The sequence below is a fragment of the Spirosoma lacussanchae genome, from assembly GCF_005870035.1.
GTDB lineage: Bacteria > Bacteroidota > Bacteroidia > Cytophagales > Spirosomataceae > Spirosoma > Spirosoma lacussanchae.
Genome location: NZ_SWJG01000004.1, coordinates 150,951 through 167,019, shown reverse-complemented (window position 1 = coordinate 167,019; position 16,069 = coordinate 150,951). Strand labels below are relative to the sequence as shown.

Genomic DNA, 16,069 nt, shown 5'->3' with positions numbered 1-16,069 from the left:
ATCTCTGACCGCAGACTCCTGCCGGATCAGTGCGCGTGAAGACTCACAAAGATACGCGGAGAATTATCCATAGGTCTGCTGCCACTCCTTTTTCAGTCGTTTGTACGTCTCGTCTTCGCGGGCCCGGAGGTAAACTGCATAAAAAATACGCGCCGATTCGGCCTTGATAGGGTCCTCTTCACGGGGTAACTGCGGCCTGCCGTGGGCCCCCGATCGACCTTTCTGATCGTCGGGAACGGGGCCGTCGTATTTCTGGCCGGAGCGGTGGTTAGCGTACCGGCGGGAACGGGTGTAGCCCATCTGTAGGAATTTTCGGGCCATGTCCATCCCCACAAAATCACCCTGGGCTTTGTAGTCTAGAAAGAGCTGATAGATCTTCTCCGACGATTCGCGGGCTATCTCGGGGGTTTTGAACCGCCAATGTGGCAGTATTTCCGATTTATAAGGTTGAACGAGCAGGACGCCCATCTCGCCTTTACCTACCCGGTAGAGTTCGGGCTGTTCGCGCAGGTTCAGCGTTCGATAGTCGAGGTCGTAGTTGAAGGCGCGGGTTGGGTCGGGTTTAGACTTGGCCATATCGGGTTGTGTAAGACGTATAGCCATAACACGGCTGCGGGTTTCGCAGTTTATTGGTTATACGTATATGACGCCACTTTCGCGCGCTGATGATGATGGCCCGGTTTTGCCTGTATTTGTTTTTCTTGTCGGTAGGGGTACCGGTAGCCAGTCTTTGGGCGCAAACTGACACGGCCGATACGCTGCGACCCGGCCAGAACGAACGACCCGACAAGCCGAAGCTGATCGTAGAAACGGACCAACGGTTTTTCTACCTTAAAAACGCCGATCAGCCCCTGCTGCGTAATCCTGTGAATGTGTGGGGTGCCCGCGTGGGTTTGTTGCTGCCCGTCAATATAAAGGTGGGTGTGGGCTATTATTTTACGAACCAGTCGATCAACGAACCCTGGGACGAATTCGACGTCAGCCGCCGACGGCTGCAGTACGCTACGGTCTATATAGAGCCCTACTTTTTCCGGCGCCGTTTCTGGGAGTTGAGTACGCTGGTAGAAGTAGGGCTGGGGTCTGCCCGCTACGACATGCTGAACCGCGATACTCAGCAACCCGTTCATCGGCGAACGGTAGCAGTGCCACTGAGTGTCGGGCTGTCGGCTTCGGTTAAACTACCCGTTGTATTCGGGATAAAACCACTTCGCTGGTTTGGCGTCAACTTCATGGCCGGTTACCGCTACACCCTGCACGAACCCGTGCCGCTCAGCGAATCAACGCTTAATGGGTTGTTCTACTCGATCAGCCCGGCTATTTTTCTGGACCGTATCTACCAAGATATAGGCGGCTGGCGAAAAGGGCGAAACCGCCGGAAAGGCTAAGGCGCTAACCAGCTGAACCGTTCGTTCGGCTCGTACTCGAACCGCGCCCGGGTCTGACCCGCCCGGCTTAGCCGCAGATAATCGACCGCCAGCACCCGACACTCGATAACGGCAAAGTTAGTCCGGCCGGCTTCGCTTTCTTCGGGGCTTGGCAGGTTCTCGCCCAGCTCGGGCGGAAAACCGGGGTAGGGGGCTGGTTGAACCGAGCCGGGGGTATGGGCCGATAGATACTGCTTGCGGCCGCCTACCCACAGCTTTTGCCAATGGTCATCGGCAACATGATCGTCGGTGTGGAGCCGGGGTTCGATGGTAAGCCGGAGCTGTATCTGCTGGGCCGGGTCCCAGAGCAGCAGGACGGCATTCGGGAACGCTTCGAGCTGAATAACTTTTTCAGCGCGGGCGTCGGTATGAAACCAGACATATTTGCGGTCGGTGTCTACCTGGCGGAGTACCACCGTTCGGGCATCGGCGCCCAGGTGGGTGCAGGTAGCTACAGTCATCGTCTGAAAACCATGGCTTTCAGTACGGTTTTGTTTTTGCGCGAGAGCCGTGGCAAGTTGCTGCCAGCAGTCGGCCTCCAGTTCGGCCAGAGATGGGGCGGGTGTCAAAGTCCGTTCAGTGGATTTAGTATCTGTTTGCAATGAACCGCAGCCGACGTGGGTTGTTTAGTATAGACCATCAGGTGGTCCGGGAGTCCTGCGAATATCAGCCCTGAGTACCCCGTCAACTGTCTCAAACCGCTTAACTGTCTGTTGTAACTATGTGTTATCATAAATCGCTGGCTGTTTCGGCACCCGAACTCGAAGAGCGATACGGAGCCACGCTGGCATCTGCCGATACAAACCTGCCCATCTACCACGCCAGCGGTTATCAGTTCCCGGATTGGCCCATCATTACCCGACAGGAACCCGGAAAGCTTCAACTAGTCCAGTGGGGCCTGGTGCCGCGCTGGACTAAATCGTCAGGCGATGCCGCTGAGATCCGAACCCGAACGCTGAACGCCCGCTCTGAAACCATATACGAAAAACCATCGTACCGAACCGCAGCTCAGAAAGGACAGCGCTGCCTGATTCCGGTCACTGGCTTCTACGAATGGCATACGATGGGAAGCCGGAAGTTTCCGTTTTATATCACCACCGATCAGCCAGTGGCATCGATTGCGGGTCTGTGGGACGAGTGGCCCGATCCCGAAACGGGCGAACTCCACACGACTTATACCCTGCTGACCACCGATGCCAACCCACTGCTGGCGGCTATTCACAACACCAAAAAGCGAATGCCCTGTGTGCTGACGCCCGAAGCCGAGCAGACCTGGCTGTACGAAGACCTGAGCAGCCGGGAAGTGCTGGCCCTGCTGGCCGACGCCTATCCGGCCTCCGGGATGCATAGTCATAGCATCAGCAAACGGATCACGTCCCGAACCGACTCCAGCGATGTGCCGGAGGTGATGAAACCGGCCAGTTACCCGGAATTGGCACACTACCCTGAGCTTTTTTCTTAGGTAGTTCGTCCCGTTTGTCCCCGCTGAGGGCCGCTTATGTAGTAAATCGGAGGGTACGGAGGGCTAGGCACGAAATTCGGTCAACTAAGTTGTCTTATTTCGGGAACAAAACCCTTCTCAGTTGTTACTTCCAGTAAGTAACTATTTTCGTATCCTTCAATTTATGAAAAACTCTTTACTCTCCGTTCTGATCGGCATGGCAGCGTTTACCTCACCGGGTATAGCCGTGGCCCAATTTCCGGGTATGCCGGGCGGAGGCTCACAACGACCTGCCGGCGCGATTCCGGGTACGTCGACCGACGATACACCTCGCGGCAATGCTAAACTGACGGGTGTGATTGTTGACTCAACGACCAGTAAACCCGTTGAATTTGCCAGTATTGCGCTCGTTAGCGTACAAACCGGCAAACCCATCGATGGCACCGTTGCTGATGACCAGGGGCGGTTCACCCTCAACAAACTACCGCAGGGCGATTTCCGGCTGCTGATCTCGTTCGTTGGGTACCAGAACAAAATTGTGTCGAGTGTCAAGCTCGATCGCCGGGGCGACGTGAACCTGGGTACTGTTAAGCTATCTCCCGATGTTCGTACACTGAAGGAGGTTGAAGTAGTGGGCCAGGCTGCGCTGGTCGAGGAAAAAGTAGACCGGCTGGTGTACAACGCCGAAAAAGACGTGACGGCCAAAGGGGGCGATGCGACCGACGTCATGCGGAAAGTACCGCTGCTCTCGGTCGACCTCGACGGGAACGTAAGCCTGCGGGGGAGTAGTAACGTACGGGTGCTGATCAACAACAAGCCCAGCACCATCGTGGCCAGCAGCGTAGCCGACGCCCTCAAGCAGATTCCGGCCGACATGATCAAGACCGTAGAGGTCATTACCAGCCCTTCGGCCAAATATGACGCGGAAGGATCGGCCGGTATCATCAACATCATCACCAAGAAAAACAACCTGCAGGGTTTCACGCTCAATCTCGATTCGGGCGTAGGAAACCGGGGAAGTAACCTGGGCCTGAACGGTAATCTGCGTACCGGCAAGATGGGCTTCTCGCTGAGCGGTTTTGGGCGGGCCAACTACAACGTGCGGGGGCGATTTGCCAACACCCAGCAGGTATTCGGCGGAGCCGGTCAGACGACCACTACCGAACAGACCGCCGATACCCGCAGCAACGGTATTTTCGGGCAGTATACTCTCGGCTGGGATTATGACATTTCCAAGAACAGCGCCATCACGGCCAGCCTGCGTTATGGTGCGCGTAATAACGTGCAGTACCAGGATAATTTTCTGACCAAAACCAGCCGCGCGTTCTTTCCGACGTATAACCTCAGAAATGTAAAAACAGAAGATCTGTCGGGGACGGTCGATGCCAACATCGACTACACCAAGACCTATAAACCGCAACAGGAGCTGAGCGTATCGGCCCAGTTCAGCCGCAACAACCGCAATAACAACTTCGTAGCTGACATCCTCAGCTCGGCTGATTTCACCACACTGGCGTCCCGTCAGCAGAACCTGAACGATAGTTACAACCAGGAGACCACCATACAGGCCGACTATCAGACGCCCCTTGCCAAAAACCAGCAACTTGAGTTTGGCGGTAAGGGAATTTATCGGCAGGTACAAAGCAACTTTGGCTACAACTTCGCCATCGGGAACGGGCCGTTTCAGGAAGACCTGACGCGGCCGTCCAATACGCTGAATTACGACCAGAGCATCGCGGCTGGCTACGTCTCGTACACGATTACTACCAAGAACAAGTATACGATTAAAGCCGGTACCCGGTTCGAACATACCGAGATCAACGCTTTCTTCAGCCAGGCTCAGCCCGGCGAGCAGGGAGCCGCTGCCGGCGAGGATCTGGGTATCCCGAGTTATAACAACCTGGTGCCGAGCCTCAACATCTCCAAAGCGTTGAAGGGGGGCAAAACCATAAAGCTGGCGTATAACCGTCGATTGCAACGGCCGGGTATCCAGTTCCTGAACCCAAACACCAACAACTCGAACCCAACCAATATTACAGTGGGTAACCCGCGACTGGCCCCGGAACTGACCGATAACTTCGAGTTTAGCAGCAGCGCCTACATCAAAAACGTGTACGTAAACGCGTCGCTGTTTTACCGGCGTACCAACAATTCGATCACCAGCGTGCGCGATACGGTCACATCCGGCGATGTGGTGAATCCCACCCAGGCACGCCCGATCCGGACTACGTACTTCAACATTGGCCGCGAAGAGTCGTACGGTGTTAACGTTTTCGGCAACGCTACCCTCTTTTCAAAATGGCAGATCGGCGGGGGCTTCGATGCGTTCTATGCCTACCTGACCAACAACAGCACCACGTCGATCTACCGGGCCACGAACTCGGGCTGGGTAGTAACCGGGCGGTTCTTCACCAGCCTGAACATCAAAAATGGCTGGGGTCTTCAGGGCTTCGGCTTTATTAGGGGCCGCGAAATTCAGCTGCAGGGATACCGGGGCGGGTTTGCTTTCTATAGCCTGGGCGTGAAGAAAGACTTTAAAGACAAGCGCGGTAGCTTCGGTATTGCGGGCGAGAACTTCTTCAACCACCCCTTCCAGGTACGGTCGGAGTCGTCGTCGCCGATTTTCACCCAGAACACCCTCACGAGTTTGTACAACGCGGGTGTACGGGCTAACTTCAGCTACAAGTTTGGCAAACTTTCGTTCGATGCGCCCCAGCGTCGGCGGGGCCGGTCGGTCGAGAACGACGATATCAAATCGGGCGAAGGGGGCGACAACGGTGGGGGACAGCCGCAGCAACCCGCCGGTGGTGCGCCGGCCGGCGGTGGCGGTCGCCGACCCCGTTAAACATAGTGGTCTGGTAAGACAATGGGCCGGTAACGAAATGATGTTCGTTGCCGGCCCATTGTACTTGGTAGCCTGGGCTTACAGCATAGCCGCACCGAATACACCGGCGCTGTCGCCGAGCTTGGGTTTGAGAAACGCCGTCCGGATCTCGCCTGAGTTAAACACATACTTCTTGGCGCGCTCAACGCCCTCGGTATACAGTAAATCAACGTTCCCAACGCCCCCGCCCAGCACAATCGCGTCGGGGTCGAGTACATTGATAAGGGTGGAAACAGCCCGGCCGAAGTATTCCAGCATTCGGTTCACGGTCTGGCTGGCAGCCAGATCATTGCCCGCGTGATAGCGCTCCATAATCTCTTTCATGGTTCGCTGCTCGTTACTCAGCTGCTGATAATAGCGCTGGAGAGCCGGGCCCGAGATCACCTGTTCGGTGCAGCCGCGTTTGCCGCAGTAGCACGGATGACCGTTCTCTTCGAGAATGTTATGACCCCATTCGCCACCGATGCCCTGTAAGCCGTTCAGGACAAACGGAGCGCCGTCGCGGCCGCGAACCACGACTCCTCCGCCAACCCCCGTTCCCATGATGACGCCAAAAACGGTCTGGAAATCGGGTACGACATCGGGCACGATGCCGAGGGTGGCTTCGGCCAGGGCAAAACAGTTTGCATCGTTGGCCAGCTCGATCGGAACCCCCAGCAGGCGGGCCAGGTCCTGCTTCATGGGTTTGCCGTTCAGGGAGGTGGTGTTGCAGTTTTTCATGGTCTGCCGGGCCGGGTCGAAGGTACCGGGGGTGGCAAAGCCGATGCGTTCGGGGGTGAGACCAGTTTCGGCTTTCAGCAAATCGATGAGCCTGACAACTTGGTTCAGAATATGGTCGTACCCATTATGGGCTTCGGTATCAATGCGTTTGCGGATGATGACAGCGTCGGGCGTTGGTGCGGTACCTCGTTCGACTTGCAGAATAACACCTTCTATCTTGGTGCCGCCCAGGTCAATACCCCAGTAGGTTTGCATTCAGGGAATAGTTTACGTGCAGAGGTTTTATTGAATACAGCTTGTTTCGGTCAGCCTGCCTATGCAAACACAGGGGCCGATGAACTCTGAAAATTACCCAATTTTCAGACTTGCTTTTGATTCCGCGCCGAAAAATGAACAATTTTGGCTGGGTTTGTTATACACTTAACCAACTGCACTACCTGACAAAATGCTCTCCCCCGGACAAAAAGCTCCCGCATTTACGCTCTTCAGCAGCGACAAAAAAGAAGTATCACTGGCTGGTTTTGAGAATAAAAACCTGATCATCCTGTTTTTCCCGATGGCGTTTACCAGCGTCTGCACAGCCGAACTTTGCGAGGTCCGCGACAATATCAGCACGTATGCGGGGCTGAATGCCGACGTGGTGGGTATTTCGGTCGACTCGCCCTTTACGCTGGCCCGATTCAGAGAAGAGCAAAACCTGCCGTTCGATCTTTTGTCCGATTTCAACAAAGAGGTGTCACAGGCGTACGGCGCCTACTACGACACCTTCGTGATGAACCTGAAAGGCGTAAGCAAACGCGCTGCCTTCGTGGTAGATAAACAGGGAATCATTCAGTACGCCGAAGTCCTCGACAATGCCGGGGAAGTCCCCAGCTTCCAGGCCATTCAGGAAACGCTTTCAACCTTAAAGTGATGAGTTAGGAGTGATGAGCGATGAATCACTTTCAACATACATCGCTCATCACTCCTAACTCATCACTACCAAAATGGCCTGGTATCATACTTTTTTTTCGGGTTTGCCGCAGCTTGCGTGGAAGGCGGCACAGACCGATGAGCAAACCCATCTGGAGCTGGAGCTGCTGGTCGAGACCCTCGAGTTCGGCCCCGGCGATCGGGTGCTAGATGTGTTCTGCGGCTACGGTCGACATGCGCTGCCGCTGGCGCGCATGGGGGCCCGGCTAACCGGGGTCGATATTTCGGAGGAGTACATCGATGAGCTGGAGCAGACCGCTCACACCGAAAAACTAAGCCTCAACCCGGTTCAGGGCGATTTTCTGGCCGTGGGCTCAACCCTCGAAGGCCCTTTTGACGCCGGCTATTGTCTGGGGAACAGCTTTAGTTTTTTCCCCCAGGCCGACATGCTGGCGTTTCTGCGTCAGATTGCTGGCTTGCTGAAGCCGGGTGGCCGATTTCTGGCTCATACCGAAATGATTGCCGAATCTGTACTGCCCGACTATCAGGCCCGTAACTGGCAACCTGTGGGCGACCCGGATCATCCCATTCTGTTTCTGGTCGAAAACGAGTACGACCCCCTTGAAAGTCGGATCGACTCGCACCTGACGTATGTACATGACGGGGAAACGGAGACGCGGGTCGCCCGGCATTATGTCTACACCCTGGGGCACCTGAGTCAGCTTTTTGCTCAGGCGGGACTCACTGTAGTGGCCTGCTACGGCACTACCGATGGCGAAACCTATGCCCTGGGCGACGAAGCTGTCTGGATACTGGCTGAGCGCAACACGGACGTCTGACTACAGCTGACTGACCGACGAGCCCCCCGACAGGTTCTGCGAAATGCGGGGCGTACCCCGGTATCGAACCCGGCTCCCGCCCGACGCCCGAACGGTCAGCTCCTGACTGACATTAACTTCGGCCACGCTACCCCCCGACGCGTCGACCGTGCAGGCGCTGGCCGGCAGGTTGGCGAGTTTGGCGGTACTACCACCGCTCAGATCGTCGATCGTTACCGTACGCGCCGTACCCGACAGCTCAATTTCTGAACCGCCACTGCCGCTGATGGTCAGGATATCCGTTGTAACAGGAAGACCTACGTAGCCACCGCCACTGACTTTTACCGACAAACTCCCCGGAGCGAAATTGTCGTTGCTCGTAACGCGCGCACCGCCCGAGGTGTTCAGGCTCGTCAGGGTTTTCATGGTCACGACGGCCCGGCGCTCGGTCAGGTCACGGGTGTTCAGCCGATTGTCGATGTAGATACGCAGCACACCGTTGACAACCTCGGTCTTAAAATACGATTGGTACCCTTCGCGGGCTTCAATCGTAACGCTCTCCGTCGCTCCCTTCACAATGGTTGTCTGGATGCCATTGTCGATCCGCAGGCCGGAAAAGCCGGAAACGGGCCGCGTGGTTGTCGTGAGGTTGCCTGCCTCCGGGTTTACTTTATTAAAATGGCAGGCTGTGAATGAAAGAAGTGCCAGGCAGAAAATGCCAGATTTGATAAGCAGTTGCATAAACGGTTTGAATGTTTCTGAGTAGACCAGCCAACACGTTCATACCCCTACGCGCTATCAAAAAATAAATTAACCCAGTTCGTGCGTCAACAGGTCAGTATACAGTTCGTAGTTATCGGTATCGAAGCAGACAAAGATAACCCGCCCGACCGAGGTCTGCCCCTGCAAAAACGGTTGAACTGTATTGATGGCTACACGGGCGGCTTCGGCTTTGGGATATCCGTAAATACCCGTGCTGATGTTGGGAAAGGCAACACTGGTCAGGCCGTGATCCGTTGCCAGCTCGAGCGAACGTTGGTAACAGCTGGCCAGTAAGTCCGATTCGCCATGTCGACCGCCCCGCCATACAGGCCCAACAGCGTGGATGATGTGTTTGGCGGGTAGCCGGAAGCCGCTGGTAATTTTTGCATCGCCCGTTGCACAGCCATTCAGCCGCCGGCACGCCATGACCAGTTCAGGCCCTGCCGCCCGGTGGATGGCGCCGTCTACACCACCGCCCCCCAGCAGACTCGTATTGGCCGCGTTGACGATAGCGTCAACGACCTGCCTGGTTATATCGCCCCGAACGACCTCTAGCTGTGCCATACATTATTGTTTTATGACTTTAATGGACCGTTTCTGATCACCGGCCACCAAAGTCATAACGTATAAGCCTGCCGATAGGTTAAGGGGAGGTAATACAAAGGACGCTAAGCCAGCCGGTGTATACCGATTGCTCCAGACTACGCGTCCGGTCAGATCGGTCAGGGTAGCGTCGACCGGGGTGTTGGCCTGGATGTCACTCCACTGCACGGCCAGGGGCTGACTATCGCTGAAGGGATTGGGGTAGATCAGGAACTGGCTGTACGTCCGGGCTACTTCCATGGCCCGCTCAAAATTGGGTATACCATAACCCACCTGATCGTCGGGCGAAGTGTACTGGCTTCCCGACCGACGCAGGGCATCGGTAACCTGGGCGGCTGTCAGGCGGGGGTTGGCCTGCCAGAAGCCGGCAGCCAGCCCGGCTACCAGGGGCGTAGCAAACGAGGTGCCGTCCCCCAAGACGATCTGCCCCCCGGGGCTGCCAACCACCGTTCCCTGCCCGCGGGCTGCGAGGTCCGGCTTTACCCGTCCATCGGCCGAGGGGCCAAACGAACTGATAGCGGCTCGCTGGCCGGTTTGCGTCACGGCGCCTATAGCCAGCACGGCGTCCGCATCGGAAGGAGCCGACAGATACCGCCAGCTGCCCGACCCTTCGTTTCCAGCCGCTACCACGACTACCATGCCCGTTTCGGCCGCGATCTGAGCGGCCCGGCTCGAGAGCGCCGTTTTGCCGTTCATGTCCCGGTAGGTATAGTCCGAAGCAGGATTGTCGAAGGTCGTATAGCCCAGCGACGAACTGATTACGTCGACGCCGGCGCTGTCGGCGTATTCGGCGCCAAACAGCCAGTTGGCTTCTTCAATACGCTGCTCGCTGCCGGCGTCTTCGGTACGTAACAGAATGAACTGGGCTTTAAAAGCCGTACCATACAGCTGGTTATCGGCCGTAGCGGCAATGGCCGACAAACACGACAGACCGTGGGAATCATCTTCGTAGACGCTGGTCTCCTTCCGAACAAAATCATAGGTAGCCAGAATCCGTTTTTCGTCGAAGAGGGGTTTGAGGAAACTGAGCTGGTTAGCCCGCAGGAAACCCGAGTCCAGCACCCCAATCAACATGCCTTCGCCCCGGTACCCTGCCTGGTGCATTTTGTCGGCTCCGATCTGGGTTACCTGATTCAGGGAGTTACCATAGTTTAGCGGTTCAACGGCGCCAAACTTTCCCGCACTTTCGGCCTGGGCCAGGCTGGTTACCCGCCCGGTTTCGCCCAGGCGGGCGTTGGCCAGTGATTTATTGAACTCCACCCCGGCCACGAACGGAAGTCGCTGGATCGTGGCCAGGGTGGTTTCGTTGGTTTCGACGAGTACGGCGTTGAACCAGCGGGACGTATACCAGACTCGGGCACCCGTCTGCTGAATCTGGGTGACGTAGGCGGGCGTTACGGGCAGATCCCGCTCCAACACGGCAATGTTCTGTTTCTGCCGACGCTGGATTGCGCGCTGGGAAAGAAACTGCCCGGGCCGGTCAAGGCTGTAGGGCGAGTTGGCTTTGTCGCGTAGCAACACCAGGTATTTGCGATTTGTCTGGCCGGAAACGGAGAACGATACCAGAACAAGCAGGGTAATCAGCCAGCCAGCCTTAGTCAATACCAAAAGAACGAATGGAGTAGACTTGTTGAATGCCATAATCAATCTGATTTTTTCCGATACAGTCGGGCGATGAAGTGCAGAAATAGATCCGGGTCTGTTCGGCGTAGACGAGGCCTACCTGACGGGCATACACCTCGATCCGTTTTTTCTTCGATATAAGGGTCGAGTCAGTCCGGGCCAGTACGGTTACGGTTTCGCCGAACTGTTTATCCTGAACGCGGTGGGGCTGCCCACTATTGCGTAGCGTCAACTCATCTGGTTCCGAGCCGTTTCGGCGGTTGCCGTTCCAGGTGAGCAGGTCGCCGGGTGGAAACACAAGCTTGATAAAATCGCGTCCATTTTCGGTGCGTATGCCTTCGTTGTTGACCAGTCTGGCACTCCAGATCGAATCAGGTTGCCAGGGGGCAGTTTCGTTGTCTCGCCGGTATCGGTGCAGCTGGTAAGCCACTTGTCCGGCTGCGTCCGTATAGGCAAGGCCTGTCACCTCCCGCAGCTGATACGTTCGGGAAATAGGCGCGCTGGTTAGAGCGTAGCGATGCTCGGTTACGTCATAAATTCGATACTGGCCCGTTTGCAGCGGAAAATAGTCGTATCCAACCGAAAACGGGGCACCAGATGGCGGCTGGCAACCGACTATCAACCAACCAGCCAGGCAGGTTATCCAGTAAAGAGCAGGAGTAAAGCGTACCGGCATAAAACGTAATTAACGGGCAGAGATGTGAAAATCGGACGACCGGGAGCCAGCCGGGTAACCCTATCGCTCAACAGCGTGTCTACAGAGAGACAATATGGATCAAATAACATGACCGAACGAACTACCCCGTCGCGACCCATTATCGATACTGAGCCAGGGGCTGTCAGTATCGCCGAGCAATTTCAGAATCAGACCCTTCGGCCCATACTCAAGATGCTGGATAACAGCTTACGGACCTGCTGGATCCATCATTGGCCCAAACGAAAAGTCCGGTTCGACCGCTTGTCGAAGCCCGATAAGCTGACCCAGCTCGAACGGGCCGTTCGGGAAGATACCCAACTGCGGCTCACCCTAGTCGGTATGGTGCTGGGACATTTTACGCCCGAAGAATGGAGCACGTTTACGGCTGAAGAACCTGAAATCACCCGCCGGATGCTGGCCCTGCTGATTCAGCGGCTACAGAGCCACGTGAACGAGTAGCTTTAGAACAAACGACTCCAGGCGAAGCGGATCAGGAGTAACAGGCCAATGAATCCGACCAGTATGTAGACGAACGGGATGTAAGTAACCGCGTAGATGCGGGTCCGGTCAACGAACCAGAGGATGCCCATAATAGCGGCAATGAGCGTCAGGAAGCCAGATAGTTTGCCGAATCCGGGTATGTAGCTGAACGGTATCTTTCGCCGGATCATCATCAGCGTGGCTACCATGGTCAGGATGGGCAGCAGTTGAACGGCGAGGTTCATGTCCCAGATACTTTGCCGTTCAAACAGAAACAGATAGATATTCAGGGTCAGTGCAAACATGCCCGGCAGGCACGCCAGATAGACCAGCGCTGCGTATACATAACGCCATTGCCAGATCGATTCGGCCGTGTGGCCCGACCAGAGGTTAACTAAAAATGCTCCTGTAGGTACGGCCGACAGGAGCAGAAAAAGTAGGGTGGGTTGTCCGGAGAGGAGGTCAAATAAGGCGCGTAGTGTCATAAGGTGGGGGTAGGGGATAAACTAAAGGGGAGTTGTGGAACAGGAGCCGGAAACATACGCCACCGCAGGTCTCTCCTCTCGCTTCCTACAACTCCCCCTGTATGGTCTTTTTTTCTTACTTCAGTGTCAGCAGGTAGCCAATGGTAAAGTTGGCATCCCAGTCGAAGACAAACTGCTCGGCGCCGGTAGCATCGGCAATGGCCCGGTAGATGTTGACCCCTGCTTTCGACTTGGCGTTCTCAACCTTGTAGGCCGAGGGAGCATTCAGCACCGTATAGCGCTCTTTGCCGTTTCGTACCTCTTTGGCCAGCTCAAACGGCACGCCACCGATGATGAAGCATGTTTTACGGTGATCGGCCGGGATCTGTTTGGCCTTGGCCTTCACCTCATTGTAGACCGCATCGTCGCTCGTGCCATTCTGGAAATATTTAGAGCCGTAGGTTTCGATCGCTTTGGTTTGTCCGCCCTCTTTCCAGGATAGTTTGGTATTCCCCGAGCCAATGTCGACAACAAACGCATTGTCGTAAAAGTCGGCGGGTAATACCGCCCGCAGGGCCAGGGAGCCTTCCTGCTCGGGACTTACGGTATTGACCACGTAATTCAGCGATTTGAGCGCCCGGATAATTTTCTGGGTTCCTTCGGCCTTAACCGCGCCCGAACTGACAACGAACTGAATGTCGCGACCACCTACGCCGAAATCGAGCATTTTGCCGATGTAGCTTTTCAGGCCCCCGCGCACATCGACGTAGGTCGCCATGTTCTCCATGACTAGGCTGTTGCCAAATTCGGCTTTTTCGAGTTTCCAGTTTTTCTGGTCATCAATCCGCACAATGAACGAGTTGAAGCCGCTGGCGCCCAGCTCAACAACCCCTTTCAGCTTACCATTCTGCGGAGCCGGGGGCGTAAAGGTGAACGGTTGACGCGTACTGTTGCTGGCCGTCGTTTCGGTCGATGAACTCGACGAACCCGATCCATTGTCCGACGCCACCGACTCGTCGGTCGAGGCTGTCGACTCCTCGTCGGCACGGGGCATGGTGGCAGATTCAGACTCCTGCTTGGGAGCCAGTTTCCGAAGCGCATCGTTTCCGCCAAAATAACGGAACCCGAAGAAGATAGCGGCCAGGATCAGGGCCGTGATGAGCAGCCGACCGGCCACGGTTAAACGTTGCATAGGGTATATCGTAAAAGGTGATTTGTTTATTGGTTTTTACTGAGTGGATGAGTGAATGAGTGATTGACCAGGTAGCTGCAACAATCACTCACGCACTCATTCACCCAATCACTACTTGATTAATCCAGCAGGTTGCGGTAGCCGGCGTCTTTGGGTGGGTTGATCTGGCCGGGCTGGGGCGCGGTGATGGGGTTAGGGGCACCGGGCGTATCTAACTGAACCATCCTGAATTCGCCTTTATTGTAAGCCTCGAGCAGTGCCTGGCCCTTGTCAGACAGAATACCGTTTTGAATATCGACGCCATTGATGAAGTCCATAGAAAGGTCCATGGCCCGCTTCATCTCGCCCAGTTTCTGGCTCATGTCGTCCTGAATGTATTCCATCGACTGGTCGAAATAAAACTTCTTGTCCGGATCGCCTTTGAAGATACTGACCGCGGTTTTGAGCGCGTTTGAGCTTTCCTTGACAATCTGGTACTCGGTCTCCTTGAGCCGGACCTTAATCTCGGTTTCCTTGATAATATAGTCGGCGCTTTGGTTGACCTTTTCCATAAAGGCCAGTACCATCGTGATATTCCGCTGGAGGGGCAGCAGTTTCTCGTTCATTTCCTGCAAGCCCGCTCCCTCAATGGTGGCCAGCTGTGCCTGCTCGCGCATACCGGGTCGGTCGGTCATGCCGTTGGCTTTGTTAGCCTCCGCGAATTTCTGCTTGATGGTTTCGTTGTTCTGGCTGATGCGTTTGTTCAGCTTGACCAGCTGGCCAGCCAGCGTATCGATCTGCCCCTGCATCTCCTGCCGCTTTTTACGCAGATCGTCGATATATATCTTCATAATAGCGATCGGATTCAGCTGGATAACGGTGCCGGTTATACTGCGCATGAGCGATTTGAACAGGAAGAAAACGGCCGTGCGGACATCGCGGCTGGTAATCAGAAAGATCACTACACCCAGCACGCCCAGCAGCAGCGCCAGTTCGAGTACGTTTGAGGTGGCCCGGATCAGAAACTCAATGATCCGGTTGAAGTAAACCAGGCCAAGGCCAGCCACCCCGGCCAGCACGATCATGCCCAGTATACCTTCGGGACGACTCCAGAACGAACGTTTCTCTACGTCCGTCTTGCCGCCCAGTTGTGAAAAATCAGGAGTTGCCATGTGTCTTGTTTCCGTTTGACAGTGTAATCGATTTGGTTCCGGATGGCTGCGGGCACGACCCAGTGGTTGGCCACCAGTGGTGCCCGGAGAACCGCAAACCGTCTCCCTAGTTCAAATAGCTTTTAATCTTGTCGATATCCGCCCTGATCTGATCCGTAAAGTGAGCAAACGTGGCGTCGTAGCTGCCCCGGTTCTGGGTGATCTTCGTACTCTGCTCCGTTATTTCGCCCCCGATGGCGTTTAGCCGCTGGGTGTTGGCATCGATCTGTTTCTGAATCTCCAACAGCTGTTTGGCCAGTGCTTCGCTTTCGGACTGCAGGCGCTTCTGTTCGTTCTGCAGCCCCCCAACCCGTTCGGCCAGGGCAGCCTCCACGCTTTTGCTGAAACCATCGCGATCCTTATTGAGGGCCGCTATGTACTGGCTGGCCGTATTGGTCAGTAGGCTCACATCGGCCTTGCCGCTCAGCGCCTTGAAGCTGGCCCAGGCTGCCTGGTACTGTTTCTCCTCGGTCAGGCCCAGATTGTTCAGGCTACGCAGGGTCTCCCGAAACTCGAAATAATCCGGTCCGGGTGGGTTGTTCTGGGCCAGCACATCCGCAAAATGCTGCGCAAACTTGGGGTCGACCGTACCGGGGGGCACGGCCGGGGTCGGCACCGGGTCAACTGGCGATGCGGGCACAGGTTGAGCCGGCGCGGCTGGCCGGGGTTGGGCGGTCGTACTGGCCGGGGCTGTTCCGGCAGCTGTTCCGGGCGCGGGTTCCTCCTCTTTGACGAAGAAACTCAGGATTTTGCGGCCAATCGATTGGTCTGGTTCGGGCATGGGCGTCAGTCGTTGGTTGAAAGACTGAGCAATGTTACAAGGTTCCCGTCAATCGCGCAATATACGTTTAAGCCGAAC

17 protein-coding genes are annotated in these 16,069 nt (G+C 55.9%); 6 read left to right on the top strand and 11 right to left on the bottom strand.

The annotated features are described in order from the left end of the window. Window positions 1-63 precede the first annotated feature (63 nt). Entirely contained in the window at window positions 64-576 is a 513-nt protein-coding gene (locus tag FBR45_RS16545) for a DUF4385 domain-containing protein (protein ID WP_138504769.1), read from the bottom strand. Between the two features lie 92 nt (window positions 577-668). Between FBR45_RS16545 and FBR45_RS16540 the strand changes: the two genes are divergently transcribed. Further along, window positions 669-1,385 (top strand): hypothetical protein, encoded by a 717-nt coding sequence (locus tag FBR45_RS16540; protein ID WP_138504300.1) that lies wholly within the window; start codon window positions 669-671, stop codon window positions 1,383-1,385. On the opposite strand, the gene FBR45_RS16535 is transcribed toward FBR45_RS16540, so the two are convergent. Continuing rightward, on the bottom strand, window positions 1,382-1,993 hold the full coding sequence (locus tag FBR45_RS16535) for a pyridoxamine 5'-phosphate oxidase family protein (RefSeq protein WP_138504298.1): 612 nt from the start codon (window positions 1,991-1,993) through the stop codon (window positions 1,382-1,384). The genes FBR45_RS16540 and FBR45_RS16535 overlap by 4 nt on opposite strands. Before the next feature lie 152 nt (window positions 1,994-2,145). On the opposite strand from FBR45_RS16535, the gene FBR45_RS16530 reads away from it, so the two are divergent. Next, window positions 2,146-2,886: an SOS response-associated peptidase gene (locus FBR45_RS16530; RefSeq protein ID WP_138504296.1), complete on the top strand. Its 741-nt coding sequence runs from the start codon at window positions 2,146-2,148 to the stop codon at window positions 2,884-2,886. A gap of 163 nt (window positions 2,887-3,049) precedes the next feature. Then, window positions 3,050-5,710, top strand: a complete 2,661-nt coding sequence (locus FBR45_RS16525; protein ID WP_394344388.1) for a TonB-dependent receptor domain-containing protein — start codon at window positions 3,050-3,052, stop codon at window positions 5,708-5,710. A gap of 78 nt (window positions 5,711-5,788) precedes the next feature. On the opposite strand, the gene FBR45_RS16520 is transcribed toward FBR45_RS16525, so the two are convergent. After that, window positions 5,789-6,724: an ROK family protein gene (locus FBR45_RS16520; protein ID WP_138504294.1), complete on the bottom strand. Its 936-nt coding sequence runs from the start codon at window positions 6,722-6,724 to the stop codon at window positions 5,789-5,791. A gap of 190 nt (window positions 6,725-6,914) precedes the next feature. On the opposite strand from FBR45_RS16520, the gene FBR45_RS16515 reads away from it, so the two are divergent. Together FBR45_RS16515 and FBR45_RS16510 are read left to right on the top strand one after the other, a co-directional pair. Further along, the gene (locus tag FBR45_RS16515) at window positions 6,915-7,382 is read left to right on the top strand and encodes a redoxin domain-containing protein (protein WP_138504292.1); all 468 of its coding nucleotides are present in this window, start codon (window positions 6,915-6,917) and stop codon (window positions 7,380-7,382) included. Window positions 7,383-7,455: 73 nt separating this feature from the next. Then, entirely contained in the window at window positions 7,456-8,220 is a 765-nt protein-coding gene (locus tag FBR45_RS16510; RefSeq protein ID WP_138504290.1) for a methyltransferase domain-containing protein, read from the top strand. Here the strand turns inward: FBR45_RS16510 and FBR45_RS16505 are convergent, their stop codons facing one another. The 4 genes from FBR45_RS16505 to FBR45_RS16490 form a co-directional block, all read right to left on the bottom strand. Beyond that, entirely contained in the window at window positions 8,221-8,940 is a 720-nt protein-coding gene (locus tag FBR45_RS16505) for a head GIN domain-containing protein (protein WP_138504288.1), read from the bottom strand. Window positions 8,941-9,009: 69 nt separating this feature from the next. After that, window positions 9,010-9,525: an O-acetyl-ADP-ribose deacetylase gene (locus tag FBR45_RS16500; protein ID WP_138504286.1), complete on the bottom strand. Its 516-nt coding sequence runs from the start codon at window positions 9,523-9,525 to the stop codon at window positions 9,010-9,012. A gap of 3 nt (window positions 9,526-9,528) precedes the next feature. Beyond that, on the bottom strand, window positions 9,529-11,172 hold the full coding sequence (locus tag FBR45_RS16495) for a S8 family serine peptidase (protein ID WP_246082274.1): 1,644 nt from the start codon (window positions 11,170-11,172) through the stop codon (window positions 9,529-9,531). Further along, complete coding sequence (locus FBR45_RS16490) at window positions 11,159-11,863, bottom strand: hypothetical protein (RefSeq protein WP_138504282.1); 705 nt, start codon at window positions 11,861-11,863, stop codon at window positions 11,159-11,161. The genes FBR45_RS16495 and FBR45_RS16490 overlap by 14 nt, the downstream gene beginning before the upstream one ends. Window positions 11,864-11,971: 108 nt before the next feature. Between FBR45_RS16490 and FBR45_RS16485 the strand changes: the two genes are divergently transcribed. Next, window positions 11,972-12,343 carry a glyoxalase gene (locus FBR45_RS16485; protein ID WP_138504280.1) on the top strand — a complete coding sequence of 124 codons (372 nt, stop codon included), beginning with the start codon at window positions 11,972-11,974 and terminating at the stop codon, window positions 12,341-12,343. 2 nt (window positions 12,344-12,345) lie between these two features. On the opposite strand, the gene FBR45_RS16480 is transcribed toward FBR45_RS16485, so the two are convergent. The 4 genes from FBR45_RS16480 to FBR45_RS16465 all read right to left on the bottom strand — a co-directional run bounded on the left by FBR45_RS16480 (window position 12,346) and on the right by FBR45_RS16465 (window position 15,991). Beyond that, a complete protein-coding gene (locus FBR45_RS16480) occupies window positions 12,346-12,849 on the bottom strand; it encodes a hypothetical protein (protein ID WP_138504278.1) in 504 nt (167 codons plus the stop codon). A gap of 115 nt (window positions 12,850-12,964) precedes the next feature. Next, window positions 12,965-14,020, bottom strand: coding sequence for an acetate and sugar kinases/Hsc70/actin family protein (locus tag FBR45_RS16475; RefSeq protein ID WP_138504276.1), 1,056 nt, complete (start codon window positions 14,018-14,020; stop codon window positions 12,965-12,967). Between the two features lie 119 nt (window positions 14,021-14,139). Then, a complete protein-coding gene (locus tag FBR45_RS16470; protein ID WP_138504273.1) occupies window positions 14,140-15,171 on the bottom strand; it encodes a hypothetical protein in 1,032 nt (343 codons plus the stop codon). Between the two features lie 106 nt (window positions 15,172-15,277). After that, a complete protein-coding gene (locus FBR45_RS16465) occupies window positions 15,278-15,991 on the bottom strand; it encodes a hypothetical protein (protein ID WP_138504270.1) in 714 nt (237 codons plus the stop codon). Window positions 15,992-16,069: the final 78 nt, after the last annotated feature.

Coding starts and splice junctions, on each gene's coding strand:
- FBR45_RS16475 (WP_138504276.1), bottom strand. CDS start 14,020: ATGCAACGTTTAACCGTGGCCGGTCGGCTGCTCATCACGGCCCTGATC.
- FBR45_RS16510 (WP_138504290.1), top strand. CDS start 7,456: ATGGCCTGGTATCATACTTTTTTTTCGGGTTTGCCGCAGCTTGCGTGG.
- FBR45_RS16485 (WP_138504280.1), top strand. CDS start 11,972: ATGACCGAACGAACTACCCCGTCGCGACCCATTATCGATACTGAGCCA.
- FBR45_RS16515 (WP_138504292.1), top strand. CDS start 6,915: ATGCTCTCCCCCGGACAAAAAGCTCCCGCATTTACGCTCTTCAGCAGC.
- FBR45_RS16505 (WP_138504288.1), bottom strand. CDS start 8,940: ATGCAACTGCTTATCAAATCTGGCATTTTCTGCCTGGCACTTCTTTCA.
- FBR45_RS16520 (WP_138504294.1), bottom strand. CDS start 6,724: ATGCAAACCTACTGGGGTATTGACCTGGGCGGCACCAAGATAGAAGGT.
- FBR45_RS16465 (WP_138504270.1), bottom strand. CDS start 15,991: ATGCCCGAACCAGACCAATCGATTGGCCGCAAAATCCTGAGTTTCTTC.
- FBR45_RS16545 (WP_138504769.1), bottom strand. CDS start 576: ATGGCCAAGTCTAAACCCGACCCAACCCGCGCCTTCAACTACGACCTC.
- FBR45_RS16500 (WP_138504286.1), bottom strand. CDS start 9,525: ATGGCACAGCTAGAGGTCGTTCGGGGCGATATAACCAGGCAGGTCGTT.
- FBR45_RS16470 (WP_138504273.1), bottom strand. CDS start 15,171: ATGGCAACTCCTGATTTTTCACAACTGGGCGGCAAGACGGACGTAGAG.
- FBR45_RS16525 (WP_394344388.1), top strand. CDS start 3,050: ATGAAAAACTCTTTACTCTCCGTTCTGATCGGCATGGCAGCGTTTACC.
- FBR45_RS16480 (WP_138504278.1), bottom strand. CDS start 12,849: ATGACACTACGCGCCTTATTTGACCTCCTCTCCGGACAACCCACCCTA.
- FBR45_RS16530 (WP_138504296.1), top strand. CDS start 2,146: ATGTGTTATCATAAATCGCTGGCTGTTTCGGCACCCGAACTCGAAGAG.
- FBR45_RS16540 (WP_138504300.1), top strand. CDS start 669: ATGATGGCCCGGTTTTGCCTGTATTTGTTTTTCTTGTCGGTAGGGGTA.
- FBR45_RS16490 (WP_138504282.1), bottom strand. CDS start 11,863: ATGCCGGTACGCTTTACTCCTGCTCTTTACTGGATAACCTGCCTGGCT.